Origin of the sequence: Paraburkholderia acidisoli (assembly GCF_009789675.1) — a bacterium.
Classification (GTDB): Bacteria; Pseudomonadota; Gammaproteobacteria; order Burkholderiales; family Burkholderiaceae; genus Paraburkholderia; species Paraburkholderia acidisoli.
The window spans coordinates 451,347-468,582 of record NZ_CP046913.1 but is presented as its reverse complement, the minus strand read 5'-3'; the positions used below and the strand labels follow the sequence as shown (position 1 = coordinate 468,582).

Genomic DNA, 17,236 nt, shown 5'->3' with positions numbered 1-17,236 from the left:
CGCAAGCCCCAAGTTCGAGGAGTCCCCCATGTTTTCCCGACGTTATCTCGCCATGTGGGGCGCGGTGCTGCTGCTCGCGGCCTGCGTCATCGCTTCGGCGTTGCATCATCTCTCGTGGCTCTGCGCGATCCCGCCCGCGCTGCTCGTCGCGCTCGGCCTCTGGGACATGACCCAGCAGCGCCACGCGATCCTGCGCAACTATCCGCTCTGGGGCCATCTGCGCTTCATGTTCGAGTTCGTGCGCCCCGAAATCCGCCAGTATTTCGTGGAAGACGACACCGACGAGAAGCCGTTCTCGCTCGTGCAGCGCAGCGTGGTGTACCAGCGCGCGAAAAATACCGTCGATAGCCGCCCGTACGGCACCGAACTCGACGTGAAGGCCATCGGCCACGAATGGATCAGCCATTCGCTCGCGCCCACCAAACTCGAAGGCAGCGACTTCCGCGTGCTCGTGGGCGCGAATCGCGAGCAGCCGTATTCGATGTCGATCTTCAATATTTCGGCGATGAGCTTTGGCGCGCTCTCGGCCAACGCGATCCGCGCGCTCAATCTGGGCGCGAAGAAAGGCGGCTTCGCGCACGACACCGGCGAAGGCTCGCTCTCGAAGTATCACCGCGAAAACGGCGGCGACATCATCTGGGAAATCGCCTCGGGCTACTTCGGCTGCCGCAACGACGACGGTTCGTTCAGCGCCGAAAACTTCGCGCGCCTCGCCGCCGAGCCGCAGGTCAAGATGATCGAAGTGAAGCTCTCGCAAGGCGCGAAGCCGGGCCACGGCGGCATGCTGCTCGCGGCCAAGGTCACGCCCGAGATCGCCGAGACGCGCGGCATTCCCATCGGCAAGGATTGCGTCTCGCCTTCGCGGCACGCGGAGTTCTCCACGCCGCGCGGCCTGCTCGAATTCATCGAGCGCCTGCGCACGCTCTCGGGCGGCAAGCCCACCGGTTTCAAGCTGTGCGTGGGGCATCCTTGGGAATTCTTCGGCATCGCCAAGGCCATGCTGGAAACGGGCATCCTGCCGGACTTCATCGTGGTGGACGGCGCGGAAGGCGGCACGGGCGCGGCGCCCATCGAGTTCACCGACCACATCGGCACGCCGCTCCAGGAAGGCCTGCTGCTCGTGCACAACACGCTCGTGGGCATTGGCTTGCGCGACAAGATCAAGATTGGCGCGAGCGGCAAGATCATCACGGCGTTCGACATCGCGCGCACGCTCGCGATCGGCGCGGACTGGGTGAACTCGGCGCGTGGCTTCATGTTCGCCGTGGGTTGCATCCAGGCGCAAAAATGCCATTCGGACCGCTGCCCGACCGGCGTGGCCACGCAAGACGCGGTGCGCCAGCGCGCGCTGAACGTGCCCGACAAGGGCGACCGCGTGTACTACTTCCACCGCAACACGCTGCATGCGTTGCAGGAGATCGTCCAGGCCGCGGGGCTGTCGAGCCCGTCGGAGCTGCGCGCGCATCACATCGTGCGGCGCGTCTCGTCGTACGAAGTGCAGCTGATGTCGGAACTGCTCAAGTATCTGAAGCCCGGCGATCTGCTCGAAGGCCGTTACCGCTACCAGCTGTTCGAAAAATGGTGGCCGGTGGCGCGCAGCGATTCGTTCGCGCCCGAGGCGGAGAAGATCGTCGCCTGAAGACGGTGGTGGAATGAAAAACGCCCGACGGTTTGCAAGCCGCCGGGCGTTTTTTTATGCGCGTTTTATGGTCAACCTTGCGGCACCGTGTCGATGAACGACGGGCGCTGCGAGAGCTTTTCGAAGTGACGCGCGAGATTCGGATGCGGCTCGCGCCAGTTCAGCTCGGGCATGCGGAAGTCGAGATAACCGAGCGAGCAACCCACCGAAATGTCGGCGAGCGTGTAGCGGTTGCCCGCGCACCACGGGTTGCCCGCGAGGCCCTTGGCCATGGCCGTGAGCCCTTCGGCGATCTTGCGTTGCTGGCGTTCGACCCATGCCTCGCAGCGCTGCTCGGGCGTGCGCTGCGTGCCTTCGGCGCGAATCAGCACGGCGGCGTCGAGCATGCCGTCGGCGAGCGCTTCCCAGCAGCGCACCTCGATGCGCTCGCGCCCCGCCGGCGGGATCAGTTTGCCGACCGGCGACAGCATGTCGACGTACTCGCAGATCACGCGCGAATCGAACACGGCCTCGCCGTCTTCCATCACGAGGCAAGGCACCTTGCCGATCGGGTTGAAGTCGTGGATCGCGGTTTCCGCGGCCCAGACGTTTTCGAGCACCAGCTTGTAGTCGATTTTCTTTTCGGCGAGCGTGATCCGCGCCTTGCGGACGTAAGGGCTGCCGAGCGAACCGATAAGTTTCATCGCACCTGCCTTTTCTGTAATCCGCGCGAAGTATACGTTGGATTGACCACTTTCTGACGGCATGTCAGATAACGTCAGGCTTTTTCTGACATTGGATGTAGGCGAAAGACAACATCGCCGATGAGCATGACACACGATGGCGCGGCGCTCGTTAGCGCAGCACTCGATGGCGCGGCACTCGATGGCGACGCCGCCGCCCGTGCGAGCGGCCGCCCGCGGTGTGGCGCTACAATTCCCCGATGGACTCGACCGAACCGAAGCTCACGCAAAACGACCCGGCCGCGGCACGTGTTGCCGCCAGTGCGACGCACCTGCCGGATGTGCAACCCGGGCCCGACGGCGGCCCCGCGCTCTATCGCGCGCGCCGCGAACGCGTGCTCGCCGCGCTGCGCGAGAAAGGCGGCGCGAATGGTGGCGGAATCGCGATCGTGCCGACCGCGCCCGAGGCGCTGCGCAATCGCGACGCCGACTATCCGTACCGGCACGACAGCTACTTCTATTACCTCACCGGCTTCACGGAGCCCGAGGCCGTGCTCGTGCTCGACGCGGGCGCCGGCGAGAACCAGCCCGCCGCGATCCTCTTCTGCCGCGCGAAGAACGTCGAGCGCGAAACCTGGGAAGGCTTTCGCTACGGACCCGACGCCGCGCGCGAGGCGTTCGGCTTCGACGCCGCGTTTGCCGTCGACGATCTCGACACGCGCATGCCGCAACTGATCGCGAATCGCCCCGCGCTGCATTACGCGCTGGCCGCGAACGAACGCCTGGAAGCGCAGGTGAAGCGCTGGCTCGACGCCGTGCGCGCGCAAGGCCGCAGCGGCGTGACCGCGCCCGCCGCCGTGTACGACCTGTTGCCGCTGCTCGACGACATGCGCGTGATCAAGGACGCGCACGAACTCGACACCATGCGCCGCGCCGCGAAAATTTCGGCGCTCGCGCATATCCGCGCGATGCAAACGTGCCAGCCTGGCATGCGCGAATACGAAATCGAAGCCGAGTTGCTCTACACGTTCCGCAAGCACGGCGCGCAGGCGCCCGCCTACGGGTCGATCGTCGCGGCGGGCGCGAACGCCTGCGTGCTGCACTATCCCGCGGGCAACGCCGTGGCGCGCGAAGGCGACCTCGTGCTGATCGACGCCGCGTGCGAACTCAACGGCTATGCCTCCGACATCACCCGCACGTTTCCGGCGAGCGGCAGGTTCACGCCGGCGCAGCGCGAGCTGTACGACATCGTGCTCGCGGCGCAGCAGGCGGCCGTGGCTGCCACGCGCGCGGGCGTGAACTTCGAGGCGCCGCACGACGCCGCCGTGCGCGTGCTCGCGCAAGGTCTGCTCGACACGGGCATTCTGGACACATCGCGCTACGCGAACGTCGACGCGGTGATCGCGGAACGCGCCTACGCGCGCTTTTACATGCATCGCACGGGACATTGGCTCGGCATGGACGTGCACGACGCGGGCGATTACCGCGAACGCGGCGCGGACAACGGCGGCACGCAGAAGACCGCTACGCCGCCGCCGTGGCGCACGCTGCGTGCGGGCATGACGCTCACGATCGAGCCGGGTTTGTACATTCGCGCGGCGGAAGACGTGCCCGAGCGCTACTGGGACATCGGCATCCGGATCGAGGACGACGCGATCGTCACCGAAACGGGCTGCGAGCTGATCACGCGCGACGTGCCCGTGGCCGCCGACGAAATCGAAGCGCTCATGCAGCACGCGCCGCGCGCCTGAGCCCCAGGCAAGAACACCGAATCACGCCATTGCGAAGTCCATCGACATGAACGCCGTTTCTTCTCCCGCCGATTCCACCACGTCCGCCGCGCCCGCCGCCCTTGCGCCGTTCGACCACGACGTGACGATCGTCGGCGCGGGTCCGGTCGGCCTCGCGCTCGCGGGCTGGCTCGCGAGGCGCAGCGCCACGCAAGACCTGTCGATCGCCCTCGTCGATGCGCGCGAGCCCGAAGACAGCGCCGGCGATCCGCGCGCGATCGCCGTGTCGCAAGGCAGCCGTACGCTGGTCGAGGCGCTCGCGTGGCCGCACGACGCCACGGCCATCGAACGGATTCACGTGTCGCAGCGCGGTCACTTCGGCCGCACGCTGATCGACCGGCACGACTACGATTTGCCCGCGCTCGGCTACGTCGCGCGCTACGGCTCAATCGTGCAGGCGCTCGCGCAGGCCGTGCGCGGCACGCGCGTGCACTGGCTGCATCACACGCAGGCGCACGACCCGGTGGTCGAGCACGACGGCGTGACGCTGCCGATCGTGAGCGCGGGCGTCGAGCGCAAGCTGCGCACGCGCATTCTCGTCAATGCCGAAGGCGGGCTGTACCGGCCGTCGGCGCGCGAGACCGAGGCGAAGTCCGCTCATTCCGCCGATCGCTCCGATACCGAGTCCAGAACGCAGCGTTCGCGCGACTACGGGCAGACGGCGCTCGTTGGCGTGGTCACGCTTTCGGCGCCGCAACCGCACGTGGCGTGGGAGCGCTTCACGAACGAAGGCCCGATCGCGCTTTTGCCGATGGGCGGCGTGCGCGGCGCGGACTACGCGCTCGTGTGGTGCAGCGCGCCCGAAGAAGCCGAGCGCCGCGCGCAACTCACCGACGCCGACTTTCTCGCGGAACTCGGCACGGCGTTCGGCGCGCGCATGGGCCGCTTCACGCAGATCCACGGCCGCGCGGCGTTCCCGCTCGGCCTGAATGCGCTCGACGCGCTCGTCTCGGGGCAAGGACACATCGCCGCCGTGGGCAACGCGGCGCAAACGCTGCATCCGGTCGCGGGCCAGGGGCTGAATCTCGGCCTGCGCGACGCGCACGCGCTCGCCGACGCGCTCGCGCTCCACGGCGCCACGCCGAAGGCGCTCGCGACCTTCGCGGCGCGCCGCGCGCTCGACCGGCGCATGACGATCGGCGCGACGGATACGCTCGCGCGTCTTTTCACCGTCGATTTCGCGCCGCTCGCCGCGCTGCGCGGGCTCGCGCTCACGGCGCTCGAATTCGCGCCGCCCGTGAAGACGGCGCTCGCCCGGCAGATGATGTTCGGGCAGCGGATCTGAGCGCGAGCAAGTCAGTCTCCCCAAAACCCCGGCCGCTCTCTTGCCGCACCCACAAAAGTAGATATAATTTATAGATACACGGAGGTGAGGCCATGGATATCGCCAGAATTTTCAAACACGGCGGCTCGCAGGCCGTCCGCCTGCCGAAGGACTTTCGTTTCGACACGCCGGAAGTGCGCATCCGCCGCCACGGCGCCGCCGTGATACTCGAGCCGGTGCCGCAGGACTGGGCGTGGCTCGCGCCGCTGATCGGCCCGCTGGACGACGATTTCGCGGCGGCGGCCCGCGAAGCGGCCACGGCGCAAGATCGTCCAGGTCTGGACGTATTCGAATGAAATATCTGCTGGACACCAACGCCGTGATTGCCATCCTCAAAGGCGATCCTGCGGTGCTGGCGAAGCTGCATGCGCATGCGCCCAGCGACTTCGGCATGCCGTCCGTCGTCGCGCACGAGTTGTATTACGGCGCGTACAAGAGTCAACGCGCCGCCGACAATGTCGCGCGTGTTGCGGCATTGCAGTTCGAACTGATTCCGTTCGATGCCGAAGACGCCCAGCACGCGGGCGAAATTCGCGCACAACTTGCGGCGGCCGGCACGCCCATTGGGCCTTACGACGCGCTGATCGCAGGACAGGCGCGCTCGCGGCAACTCGTGCTCGTGACGCACAACGTGCGCGAGTTCGAACGCGTCGCGGGTTTGCAGTTCGAAGATTGGCAAGCCGCAAGCTAATCTCGGTGTTTCGCTCGCGACGGCTCACCGCGCGATCTTCAGGGGTCGCATCAAGTCGCGAAACAACCAGCCCTTTTCCCCGCCAACCCGCCAACCCGCTGACCCCAAAGCCCTTTTTCCTCATCCGGAAAACAACACCGCGCAACACCGCGCGCCCTTGCCTCGTCCGCCGCGCGCGACCGCGCATCCCGGTTACGCTAAAATAGACGTTTCCCCTTTCGATTTTCGCCGCTCGCCGCGCCGCCGGAATGCTTTCCGCCGCGCGCCCGTGGCTCGCCCGCGCGTCATGTTCACTATCGGCCGTCATACCCTGCGTAACAACCTGTTCGTCGCTCCCATGGCGGGCGTCACGGACCGGCCGTTTCGCCAGCTGTGCAAGCGTCTCGGCGCAGGCTACGCCGTCTCGGAGATGGTCGCGTCCAACGCGCAGCTCTGGAAAAGCGAAAAGACCATGCGCCGCGCGAATCACGCGGGCGAAGTGGAACCCATCTCGGTGCAGATCGCCGGCGCCGACCCCGAAATGATGGCCGAAGCCGCGCGCTATAACGTCGCGAACGGCGCGCAGATCATCGACATCAACATGGGTTGCCCGGCCAAGAAAGTCTGCAACGTGGCGGCCGGCTCGGCGCTGCTGCAAAACGAGCCGCTCGTGGCGCGCATCGTCAAGGCCGTGGTGGACGCCGTGGGCGTGGGGCCAGATGCCGTGCCCGTCACGCTCAAGATCCGCACCGGTTGGGACCGCGACCATCGCAACGCGCTCACCGTCGCGCGCATTGCCGAAGACTGCGGCATTTCGATGCTGACCGTGCACGGCCGCACGCGCGCCGACCTCTATCACGGCGAGGCGGAATACGACACCATCGCCGCGGTGAAGGCCGCCGCGCGCATTCCCGTGGTTGCGAACGGCGACATCACGAAGCCGCAGAAAGCGCGTCACGTGCTCGACGTCACGGGCGCCGACGCCATCATGATCGGCCGCGCGGCGCAGGGCCGCCCGTGGCTCTTTCGCGAAATCGAGCATTTCCTCGCGACCGGCGAATTGCTGCCCGCGCCGCGCGTGGACGAGATCCAGTCGATCATGAACGAGCATCTCGAAGACCACTATGCGTTTTACGGCGAATTTACGGGCGTGCGTACTGCGCGCAAGCATATCGGCTGGTACACTCGCGGCCTTTGCGGCGCCAATACGTTCCGGCATCGCATGAACACGCTGGACACCACGCGCGAACAACTCGTCGCCGTCAACCAGTTCTTCGACGAGCAAAAGGCGCGTTCCGAGCGCCTCGTCTACGAGGACGAAGGCGACGCAAGCGACGAGAGCGATGCAGGCAAAGGCGCCGCCTCCTCCGATCGACTGGCAGCATGAGCAAGCACAATATCGAACAATCCGTCCGCGAGAGTCTGGGTAATTACTTCCAGGATCTCGACGGCAGCAATCCGCACGACGTCTACGAAATGGTGATGGCGTGCGTCGAAAAACCGATGCTCGAGGTGGTGCTCGAGCAGGCGGGCGGCAATCAGTCGCTGGCCGCCGAGTATCTCGGCATCAACCGCAATACGCTGCGCAAGAAGCTCCAGCAGCACGGCCTGCTGTAATCACCGGCCGCTGCGTTTTTCCGGGCAGGTTTCCGGGCAGGTTTCCGGGCCTGTTTCCTGGCCTGTTTCCGGGCCTCTTGCGCTGACTCCTCGATCTATCGGCAACTCTTCCACATCATGATCAAGCAAGCGCTCATCTCCGTTTCCGACAAGGCAGGCATCGTCGATTTCGCGAAATCCCTCTCGGATCTCGGCGTCAAGCTCCTGTCGACCGGCGGCACCGCGAAACTGCTCGCGGACGCGGGTCTTCCCGTCACCGAAGTCGCCGACTACACCGGCTTTCCGGAAATGCTCGATGGGCGCGTGAAAACGCTGCACCCGAAGGTGCACGGCGGCATTCTCGCGCGCCGCGATCTGCCCGAGCACATGGCCGCGCTCGACAAGCACGACATCCCGACGATCGACCTGCTGGTCGTGAACCTCTACCCGTTCGTGCAGACGATCTCGAAGGAAGAGTGCTCGCTCGAAGACGCGATCGAGAACATCGACATCGGCGGCCCGACCATGCTGCGTTCGGCGGCGAAGAACCATCGCGACGTCACGGTGGTGGTCGACCCGGCCGACTACGCGAAGGTGCTGGAAGAGATGCGCGCGAACGGCAACAGCGTGAGCTACGCCACCAACTTCCGCCTCGCGACCAAGGTGTTCTCGCACACGGCGCAGTACGACGGCGCGATCACGAACTACCTCACGAGCCTGACGGAAGCGCTCGACCACAAGTCGCGCAACGCCTTCCCGGCCGTGCTGAACCTCGCGTACGACAAGGTCCAGGACCTGCGTTACGGCGAAAACCCGCACCAGAGCGCCGCGTTCTACCGCGATCTCGCGACGCCCGCCGGCGCGCTCGCGAACTACACGCAGTTGCAGGGCAAGGAACTCTCGTACAACAACATCGCGGATTCCGACGCGGCGTGGGAATGCGTGAAGACCTTCGACGCGCCCGCCTGCGTGATCGTCAAGCATGCGAACCCGTGCGGCGTGGCCGTGGGCGCCGACGCGCACGAAGCCTACGCGAAGGCGTTCCAGACCGACCCGACCTCGGCGTTCGGCGGCATCATCGCGTTCAACCGCGAAGTGGACGAAGCCGCGGCCCAGGCCGTGTCGAAGCAGTTCGTCGAAGTGCTGATCGCACCGTCGTTCTCGGAAGCGGCCAAGGCCGTGTTCGCCGCGAAGCAAAACGTGCGTCTGTTGCAGATCGCGCTGGGCGATGGCCATAACGCGTTCGACCTGAAGCGCGTGGGCGGCGGTCTGCTGGTGCAATCGCTCGACTCGAAGAACGTGCAGCCGCACGAGCTGCGCGTCGTGACGAAGCGTCACCCCACGCCGAAGGAAATGGACGATCTGCTGTTCGCCTGGCGCGTCGCGAAGTTCGTGAAGTCGAACGCGATCGTGTTCTGCGCGAACGGCATGACGATGGGCGTGGGCGCGGGCCAGATGAGCCGCGTGGATTCGGCGCGCATCGCCAGCATCAAGGCGGAAAACGCGGGCCTCAAGCTCGCGGGCACGGCGGTCGCCTCGGATGCGTTCTTCCCGTTCCGTGACGGTCTCGACGTGGTGGTCAACGCGGGCGCGACCTGCGTGATCCAGCCGGGCGGCTCGATGCGCGACGACGAAGTGATCGCCGCCGCCGACGAGCACAACATCGCCATGGTGATGACGGGCATTCGCCACTTCCGTCACTAAATCGATCGCCAACCGTTGCCGATCTCAGCAAAAAGCCCGCTACGCGCGGGCTTTTTCGTTGGCGTTCTCGTGTGCGCCTATGCCGCGAAGGCTCGCGGCCGCCGCGCCGTTCGTTGTACCATCGCAGGCACCTTCCGTTTTTCCCGCATTTCATGAGAATTCTCGGCATCGACCCCGGCTTGCGTGTGACCGGCTTCGGCGTGATCGAACGTCACGGCCATCAGCTCTCGTACGTGGCGAGCGGCGTCATCCGTACCGCCGATGCCGATCTGCCCACGCGCCTCGGCACCATCTTCGAAGGGGTGTCCACGCTGATCCGCCAGCACGCGCCCGACCAGGCCGCGATCGAAAAGGTCTTCGTCAACGTCAATCCGCAGTCGACGCTGCTGCTCGGCCAGGCGCGCGGCGCCGCCATTTGCGGGCTCGTCTCGGGCGGCGTGCCGGTGGCCGAATACACGGCGCTGCAACTCAAGCAGGCCGTGGTGGGCTACGGCCGCGCGACCAAGGAGCAGATGCAGCAGATGGTCGTGCGCCTGCTCGCGCTCACCGGCATGCCCGGCACCGACGCCGCCGACGCGCTCGGCATGGCGATCTGCCACGCCCACGGCGGCGACACCCTCGCGACGCTCGGCGGCCTCGCGCCCTCGCTCGCGAAAAAGGGCATGCGCGTGCGGCGCGGGCGGCTGATCGGATAAGCGCGAATAATCACGATAAGCACGGATAACTTCGCGGACAAACCGCGCGGGTCATCGGCGGAATTCGCTTTATCCCAATGTCTGACGCGCCCCGAAAGCCGCGCCGCTGCGCGCGGCGCTCCGCTACACTCTTGAGCTTTCCCTTTCACTGAACTCGCCATGATCGGTCGCATTGCCGGCGTATTGCTGGAAAAGAACCCGCCGCACCTGCTCGTCGACTGCAACGGCGTCGGCTACGAAGTCGACGTGCCAATGAGCACGTTCTACAACCTGCCCGGTACCGGCGAAAAAATCGTGTTGCTCACGCAGATGATCGTGCGCGAGGACGCGCATCTGCTGTTCGGTTTCGGCACCCAGGAAGAGCGCGCGACGTTCCGCGAACTGCTCAAGATCAGCGGCATCGGCGCGCGCATGGCGCTCGCGGTGCTCTCGGGCATGAGCGTGAACGACCTCGCGCAGGCGGTCACCCAGCAGGACGCGGCGCGCCTCACGCGCGTGCCCGGCATCGGCAAGAAAACGGCCGAGCGTCTGCTGCTCGAACTCAAGGGCAAACTCGGCGCGGATCTCGGCGCGATGGCCGCCGCCGCATCGCCGTCCGATCACGCGAACGACATCCTCAACGCGCTGCTCGCGCTCGGCTATTCGGAGAAGGAAGCGCTCGCCGCGATCAAGAGCGTGCCGGCCGGCACGGGCATTTCCGAAGGCATCAAGCTCGCGCTGAAGGTGCTGTCGAAAGCGTAAGACGGTGTGTGTCGATGTCGCGAGGCCGCGCAAGCGGCCGTCAAGAACTTGGGCGGATGAGGCGATCGCCTCCGTCAGACGTGCCGGGCAAGCGTGATAAGGCGCACGGGAAAACGCGCCTCGGTTGACGCTGACGGTTAGTTGCGCGATTCACCCGCAATCGCCGACAGAACACGATTGTCACGACACGCGCGCATTCTCCCGGCGGTTAGTTGCACCTCGCGCATACGACGCCCAGCAGTAGCGCCCGAACCACGCGCCGCCGCTTCCCGTCAGTTAGTTGCACTCCACGTGCCGCACCGCCGTCGATCCCGACGCGCCCCGCGAGCACGAATCCCGCGCGGTACAATCTTCGAATGATCGAAACCGACAAACTCGCCGCCTCGCGCAGTTCGGGCGCCACGAACCACGCCGATCGCGTGATCGCCGCCACGCCCGCCTCCTCGCACGAGGAAGCGTTCGAGCGCGCGCTGCGGCCGCGCCAGCTCGACGAATACGTGGGCCAGGAAAAGGTGCGCGGCCAGCTCGAGATTTTCATCGAAGCGGCGAAGCGTCGTGCCGAACCGCTCGACCATGTGCTGCTGTTCGGGCCGCCGGGTCTCGGCAAGACCACGCTCGCGCACATCATCGCGCGCGAAATGGGGGTCAACTTGCGGCAGACGTCGGGGCCCGTGCTCGAACGCGCGGGCGATCTCGCGGCGCTGCTCACCAATCTCGAAGCCAACGACGTGCTGTTCATCGACGAGATTCACCGGCTGTCGCCCGTCGTCGAGGAAATTCTGTATCCGGCGCTCGAGGACTATCAGATCGACATCATGATCGGCGAAGGTCCGGCCGCGCGCAGCGTGAAGCTCGATCTGCAGCCGTTCACGCTGGTCGGCGCGACCACGCGCGCGGGCATGCTCACGAATCCGCTGCGCGACCGCTTCGGCATTGTTTCGCGGCTCGAGTTCTACAACGCCGGCGAGCTGTCGCGTATCGTGCAGCGCTCGGCCGCGTTGCTCGGCGCCCAGATTCATCCGGAAGGCGCGCTCGAAATCGCGCGCCGTTCGCGCGGCACGCCGCGTATCGCCAATCGCTTGCTGCGCCGCGTGCGCGATTACGCCGAAGTCAAAGCTGACGGCAAGATCACCGCGAACGTGGCCGACGCCGCGCTGCGCATGCTCGACGTCGACCCGGTCGGCTTCGACCTGATGGACCGCAAGCTGCTCGAAGCGATCCTGTACAAGTTCGACGGCGGCCCCGTGGGCGTGGACAACCTGGCCGCCGCGATCGGCGAGGAACGCGACACGATCGAAGACGTGCTCGAGCCGTATCTGATCCAGCAGGGCTATCTGCAACGCACGCCGCGCGGGCGGGTGGCCACGCAGCTGAGCTATCGCCATTTCGGCCTCACGGTGCCCGACAACGCGGCGCCCGAGGGCGACTGGGAACCGGACGCGTCGTAAGACGCCGGCGGGGAACGCACGATGTCCGATCACGCCGGCCGACCTCACAACGCTCCCGAGCCGCAGGGTCTCGTCGGCCAGCTCGCGCAGCGCGTGCGCATGCGACTGGCCGAAAACATCACGCATCTCACCACGGGCGGCGGCCCGAATCTCGATTATTCGAGCCCGCCGGGCGACCCGGGCCTGTTCGGCGCGGACGCCATCTGCTGGAAAGTGCACGCCGATTTCGCCGCGATGATGGCGGGCGGCATCAGCGCGCTGCTGCTCCAGGCGTTGCATCCGCTCGCGCTCGCGGGCGTGTGGGATCACTCCACGTTTCGCACCGACATACTCGGGCGGCTGCGCCGCACCGCGACCTTCATCGCGGGCACGACCTATGGCAGCCGCGCCGACGCGCTGGCGCTCATCGAACGCGTCAAGACGATCCACCTGAGCGTGACGGGCACCGCGCCCGACGGCCGCACGTACCGCGCGAGCGATCCCGTCTTGCTGACGTGGGTGCATGTGGCCGAAGTGTCGAGCTTTCTCGCCGCGTATCTGCGCTACGTGAATCCGGCGCTGCCCGGCGCCGCGCAGGACCAGTATTACGCCGAAGTCGCGCAGATCGCCCGGTTGCTCGGCGCGACGAATGTGCCGCAATCGCGCGCGCAGATTGCCGCGTATCTGGAAGCGATGCGTCCCGAACTCGTGGCGAGCGAGCGCACGCGCGAAGTCGTGCGTGTGCTGATGGAGGCACCTGCGCCGCGCCCGGCCATGCGGCCCGCCGGGGCGCTCGTGCGCCACGCGGGCATCGACTTGCTGCCGCCGTTCGCGCAGCAGATGCTTGGCTTCGACAGCTTCGCGCTCGCGCGCCAGGCGCTCGTGCGGCCGGGCATGCGCGCGGTCGCGCCGGTGCTGCGCTGGGCGCTCGTCAACGGCGTGTCGAAGCGGGCGCGGCGGCGCGCGGCGCAAACGCCTGGCAAGCCGTAATTTTTTGATTTGCCATCAAAAACGGCCAACGTGCTAACGCGCGCTGGCCGTTTTTTATGGCGTGATCCTTGTGCCCTGTTCTTGCTCGCGTACAGCGTTCTAGCGACCCGGCTCCGGCGTGCGCTTGAGGTTGTCGTCGGCGCTCACACCGCCGAGATGCGCGACATCGCCCCACTCCACCACGCGCGCCTGCGTGACATAGCCGTCGCGCTCGAAGTCGACGACATTCACGCTCGTGTTGAGCAGCTTCCACGCACGCGGCGCTTCGAGCGTCAGACCATTCGCGAAACGGTACACGCAGTCGAGCACGCCGCCGTGCGCGACGCACGCGATGCGGCCGCCCGGATGCATGGCCAGAATGGGTTCGAGCGCATGCAGCACGCGATGATAAAACTCGCGTTGCGACTCGCCCTCGGGCGGCTCGAAACCCGGATCGCGCGTTTGCCAGTGCGCGTATTCGTCGGGGAAACGCTCGGCGATCTCGTCGTTGTCGTGGCCCTGGAACGCGCCGTAGTTGCGCTCGCGCAAGCGTTCGGTGAGTTGCACGGGCAGCCCGAGCGCAGCCGCAATGGGCTGCGCCGTTTGCTGCGCGCGCAACAGGTCGCTCGACCAGATCGCGTCGAGACGCGCGCCTGCACGCGCGGCTTCAGCCATGCGCGCCGCCAGCTTCTGCGCCTGCTCGACGCCGCTTTCCGCGAGCGGAATGTCGATATGCCCCTGAATGCGCTTGATCTGGTTCCACGCCGTTTCGCCGTGGCGGATAAAGAGAATTTGCGTGGTCATGTGAGTTGCGCACCTTGCGCCGGCACTTGCAGCCAGAACGTGACGGGGCCGTCGTTGACGAGCGACACCTGCATGTCGGCGCCGAACTCGCCGGTCTCGACCACGGGATGCTTCGCGCGCGCGGCGGCCACGAAGTACTCGAACAGACGCCGCCCTTCCTCGGGCGGCGCGGCCGGCGTGAAACTCGGGCGCAGGCCGCTGTTGGTGTCCGCGGCGAGCGTGAACTGGGAGACGAGCAGCAAGCCGCCGGCCTTGCCGTTGCCGTCGATGTTCTGCACGCCGAGGTTCATCTTGCCTGCGGCGTCGCTGAACACGCGATAGCCGAGCAGTTTGGCCAACAGTTTGTCGGCATTCGCCTCGGTGTCGCCGCGCTCCGCGCAGACGAGCGCGAGCAAGCCCTGACCGATCGCGCCGGTCACGCGTTCACCACCGGAATCCGCGACGCGCACCTCGGCGCGCCGCACGCGCTGGATCAGCGCGATCATGCCGTGAGCGTGACGCGCGCGAAGCGGCGCTTACCGACCTGCACGACGAACTCGCCGGCTTCGATCTTGAGGCCCTTGTCGGACACCGTGGCGCCGTCGATCTTCACGCCGCCCTGCTCGATGTTGCGCAGCGCTTCGCTCGTGGAGGGCACGAGACCCGCCTGCTTGAGCAACTGACCGATGGCGAGCGGCGCGCCCGCGAGCGTCACCGCCGGAATGTCGTCCGGCACACCGCCCTTGGCGCGGTGATTGAAGTCTTCGAGCGCGCCTTCGGCGTCTTGCTGCGAGTGGAAGCGCGCCACGATTTCCTGCGCGAGCAGCACCTTGAAGTCGCGCGGGTTTCGGCCCGCTTCGATCTCGCGCTTGAAGCCCTCGATCTCGTCCATCGGACGGAACGACAGCAGCGTGAAGTAACGCCACATCAGCGTGTCGGAGATCGACATGAGCTTGCCGAACATGTCGTTGGGCTTTTCGCTGATACCGATGTAGTTGTTCTTCGACTTCGACATTTTCTCGACGCCGTCGAGACCTTCGAGGAGCGGCATCGTGAGAATGCACTGCTGTTCCTGGCCGTACTGCTTTTGCAGTTCACGGCCAACGAGCAGGTTGAACTTCTGGTCCGTGCCGCCGAGTTCGAGGTCGGCGTTGAGCGCCACCGAGTCGTAACCCTGCATGAGCGGGTACAGGAATTCGTGGATCGAAATGGGCACGCCGCCCTGGAAGCGCCTGGTGAAATCCTCGCGCTCGAGAATGCGCGCGACCGTGTAGCGCGACGCGAGCTTGATCATGCCGTCGGCGCCGAGCGGCATCGACCATTCGCTGTTGTAGCGGATCTCGGTCTTCTCGCGGTCGAGCACGAGCGCGGCCTGCTCGAAGTACGTCTTGGCGTTCGACTCGATCTGCTCGCGTGTGAGCGGCGGACGCGTGGCGTTGCGGCCCGACGGGTCGCCGATCAGCGAGGTGAAGTCGCCGATCAGGAAGATCACGGTGTGGCCGAGATCCTGAAGCTGGCGCATCTTGTTGAGCACGACCGTGTGACCGATATGGATGTCGGGCGCCGTGGGGTCGAGGCCGAGCTTGATGCGCAGGGGCTTGCCGGTGGCCGCGCTCTTCGCGAGCTTCTGCTCGAACTCCGATTCGATCAGCAGTTCGTCCACGCCGCGCTTCGTAACGGCGAGCGCGTGACGGACTTCGTCGGTGACCGGAAAGGCGTCTTTCGCGCCGCTGTTGCCGCTTTGGCTGGCGCTTTGGCTGGATATGGACTCGCTCATGCTTCGTATCTGTCGTTAAGTCTTGGGCTAGAACGCAATTTTACGTGATTCGTCCGGCAAGGCTGCGGTTTTACGGAACACGGCATCCAGCGTGACACGCGCGGAATCGGCATGACAGTCGGCCATTCGTCATAAGCCGGGTCTTAGGCCTCGACGTGCGCCCGGCCTTACGCCCGAGCGCCATTGCCCCGATAATCAGCGCTACAGCCCGGTTGATCCGCTGACATCCCGCACGCATTCACGACGAAAGGAGCACAACGTGGCGCCACGCGACGCACGCAACGACAACGCCCATCCCGCCGACGGCGTCTATCTCGGCCTCATGTCGGGCACCAGCATGGACGGCGTGGACGGCATCGCCGTGCGGTTCGAGACCGGGCAGCGGCCCGTGGTGCTGGCCGAAGCGTTCGTCGGTTTCGCGCAAGGGCTGCGCGAGGCGCTGTTTTCGCTGCAACAGCCGGGCGAGAACGAGATCGAGCGCGAGGCGCTCGCGGGCAACGCGCTCGCCGCGCGCTACGCGGTGTGCTGCCACGAGTTGCTGCGCGCGGGCAATCTTTCGGCCGACGACGTGAAGGCGATCGGCGCGCACGGGCAAACGGTGCGGCATCGCCCCGAAAAGGGCTTTACGGTGCAGATCCAGAATCCGGCGCTGCTCGCGGAGCTGGCGCACATCGACGTGATCGCCGACTTCCGCAGCCGCGACGTCGCCTCGGGCGGCCAGGGCGCGCCGCTCGTGCCCGCGTTCCATGCGACCGTGTTCGGCTCGCAGGAAGAAACGCGCGTGGTCTGCAATCTGGGCGGCATCAGCAACATAACGATTCTGGCGGCCACCGGCGCGGTGCGCGGCTTCGACTGCGGCCCCGCGAACGCGCTGCTCGACCTCTGGGCGGAGCGCCACCTCGGCAAGCCTTACGACGAAAACGGCCAGTTCGCCGCGAGCGGCACGCCGCATCAGCCGCTCTTGAACGCGCTGCTCGCCGAGCCGTTCTTCGAGCAGCAGCCGCCCAAGAGCACGGGCCGCGATCTTTTCAACGTGCAATGGCTCGACGAGAAACTCGTGGGATTCGAGGCGCTCTCACCCGCCGACGTGCAGGCGACGCTCGTCGCGCTCACCGCCGTGAGCGTCGCGCGCGAGATCGAGCGGCATGCGGGCGATTGCCGCGCGGTGTACGTGTGCGGGGGCGGCGCGCGCAATCAGGCGCTGATGGCGGCGTTGCAGAAGGCGCTGGAAACGGGTGGCGTGGCGGGCGTGCCGGTCATGACCACAGAGGCGCTGGGCGTGCCGCCGCAGCAGGTGGAACCGCTCGCGTTCGCGTGGCTCGCCATGCGCTGCGTGGCGCGCGAGCCCGGCAATCTGCCCACGGTCACAGGCGCGGCGGGCGAGCGCGTGCTAGGCGCGATTTATCCGCGCTGAATGCCGGCGAGCAGATGAAAAAAAACGGGGCCGAAGCCCCGTTTT

At 66.4% G+C, this 17,236-nt stretch carries 17 protein-coding genes; 13 read left to right on the top strand and 4 right to left on the bottom strand.

Annotated elements, in window-relative coordinates:
* Positions 1-28 precede the first annotated feature (28 nt).
* On the top strand, positions 29-1,639 hold the full coding sequence (locus tag FAZ98_RS02065; protein WP_158948307.1) for an FMN-binding glutamate synthase family protein: 1,611 nt from the start codon (positions 29-31) through the stop codon (positions 1,637-1,639).
* Between the two features lie 71 nt (positions 1,640-1,710).
* Here FAZ98_RS02065 and FAZ98_RS02060 read toward each other — a convergent pair whose 3' ends face one another.
* Positions 1,711-2,322 carry a glutathione S-transferase C-terminal domain-containing protein gene (locus tag FAZ98_RS02060; protein ID WP_158948305.1) on the bottom strand — a complete coding sequence of 204 codons (612 nt, stop codon included), beginning with the start codon at positions 2,320-2,322 and terminating at the stop codon, positions 1,711-1,713.
* Between the two features lie 239 nt (positions 2,323-2,561).
* Here FAZ98_RS02060 and FAZ98_RS02055 point away from each other — a divergent pair, with 239 nt between their 5' ends.
* The 11 genes from FAZ98_RS02055 (at position 2,562) to FAZ98_RS02005 (ending at position 13,238) form a co-directional block, all read left to right on the top strand.
* Positions 2,562-4,052 (top strand): aminopeptidase P N-terminal domain-containing protein, encoded by a 1,491-nt coding sequence (locus FAZ98_RS02055; protein ID WP_158948303.1) that lies wholly within the window; start codon positions 2,562-2,564, stop codon positions 4,050-4,052.
* Positions 4,053-4,098: 46 nt separating this feature from the next.
* Complete coding sequence (locus tag FAZ98_RS02050) at positions 4,099-5,376, top strand: UbiH/UbiF/VisC/COQ6 family ubiquinone biosynthesis hydroxylase (protein ID WP_158948301.1); 1,278 nt, start codon at positions 4,099-4,101, stop codon at positions 5,374-5,376.
* Between the two features lie 92 nt (positions 5,377-5,468).
* Positions 5,469-5,711 carry an antitoxin gene (locus tag FAZ98_RS02045; protein WP_158948299.1) on the top strand — a complete coding sequence of 81 codons (243 nt, stop codon included), beginning with the start codon at positions 5,469-5,471 and terminating at the stop codon, positions 5,709-5,711.
* Entirely contained in the window at positions 5,708-6,106 is a 399-nt protein-coding gene (locus tag FAZ98_RS02040) for a type II toxin-antitoxin system VapC family toxin (RefSeq protein WP_158948297.1), read from the top strand. Before FAZ98_RS02045 ends, FAZ98_RS02040 begins: the two co-directional genes overlap by 4 nt.
* 286 nt (positions 6,107-6,392) lie before the next feature.
* Positions 6,393-7,472: a tRNA dihydrouridine synthase DusB gene (dusB, locus tag FAZ98_RS02035; RefSeq protein WP_158948295.1), complete on the top strand. Its 1,080-nt coding sequence runs from the start codon at positions 6,393-6,395 to the stop codon at positions 7,470-7,472.
* Positions 7,469-7,702 carry a Fis family transcriptional regulator gene (locus FAZ98_RS02030; RefSeq protein WP_158948293.1) on the top strand — a complete coding sequence of 78 codons (234 nt, stop codon included), beginning with the start codon at positions 7,469-7,471 and terminating at the stop codon, positions 7,700-7,702. Before dusB ends, FAZ98_RS02030 begins: the two co-directional genes overlap by 4 nt.
* A gap of 117 nt (positions 7,703-7,819) precedes the next feature.
* Positions 7,820-9,385, top strand: coding sequence for a bifunctional phosphoribosylaminoimidazolecarboxamide formyltransferase/IMP cyclohydrolase (purH, locus tag FAZ98_RS02025; RefSeq protein WP_158948291.1), 1,566 nt, complete (start codon positions 7,820-7,822; stop codon positions 9,383-9,385).
* Positions 9,386-9,537: 152 nt separating this feature from the next.
* Positions 9,538-10,080: a crossover junction endodeoxyribonuclease RuvC gene (ruvC, locus tag FAZ98_RS02020; protein WP_158948289.1), complete on the top strand. Its 543-nt coding sequence runs from the start codon at positions 9,538-9,540 to the stop codon at positions 10,078-10,080.
* A 159-nt stretch (positions 10,081-10,239) separates the two neighbouring features.
* Entirely contained in the window at positions 10,240-10,821 is a 582-nt protein-coding gene (ruvA, locus tag FAZ98_RS02015) for a Holliday junction branch migration protein RuvA (protein WP_158948287.1), read from the top strand.
* Between the two features lie 356 nt (positions 10,822-11,177).
* On the top strand, positions 11,178-12,269 hold the full coding sequence (gene ruvB / locus FAZ98_RS02010; RefSeq protein ID WP_158948285.1) for a Holliday junction branch migration DNA helicase RuvB: 1,092 nt from the start codon (positions 11,178-11,180) through the stop codon (positions 12,267-12,269).
* Between the two features lie 99 nt (positions 12,270-12,368).
* Positions 12,369-13,238, top strand: coding sequence for an oxygenase MpaB family protein (locus FAZ98_RS02005; RefSeq protein WP_233272683.1), 870 nt, complete (start codon positions 12,369-12,371; stop codon positions 13,236-13,238).
* Positions 13,239-13,337: 99 nt separating this feature from the next.
* On the opposite strand, the gene FAZ98_RS02000 is transcribed toward FAZ98_RS02005, so the two are convergent.
* From FAZ98_RS02000 to tyrS, 3 genes are read right to left on the bottom strand one after another with little or no spacing between them, the layout of a single operon-like run.
* Positions 13,338-14,021: a histidine phosphatase family protein gene (locus tag FAZ98_RS02000; RefSeq protein ID WP_158948281.1), complete on the bottom strand. Its 684-nt coding sequence runs from the start codon at positions 14,019-14,021 to the stop codon at positions 13,338-13,340.
* A complete protein-coding gene (gene dtd / locus FAZ98_RS01995) occupies positions 14,018-14,506 on the bottom strand; it encodes a D-aminoacyl-tRNA deacylase (RefSeq protein WP_158948279.1) in 489 nt (162 codons plus the stop codon). Before dtd ends, FAZ98_RS02000 begins: the two co-directional genes overlap by 4 nt.
* Positions 14,503-15,777: a tyrosine--tRNA ligase gene (gene tyrS, locus FAZ98_RS01990; RefSeq protein ID WP_158948277.1), complete on the bottom strand. Its 1,275-nt coding sequence runs from the start codon at positions 15,775-15,777 to the stop codon at positions 14,503-14,505. The genes dtd and tyrS overlap by 4 nt, the downstream gene beginning before the upstream one ends.
* Positions 15,778-16,099: 322 nt before the next feature.
* On the opposite strand from tyrS, the gene FAZ98_RS01985 reads away from it, so the two are divergent.
* Positions 16,100-17,191: an anhydro-N-acetylmuramic acid kinase gene (locus FAZ98_RS01985; RefSeq protein ID WP_158951829.1), complete on the top strand. Its 1,092-nt coding sequence runs from the start codon at positions 16,100-16,102 to the stop codon at positions 17,189-17,191.
* Positions 17,192-17,236: the final 45 nt, after the last annotated feature.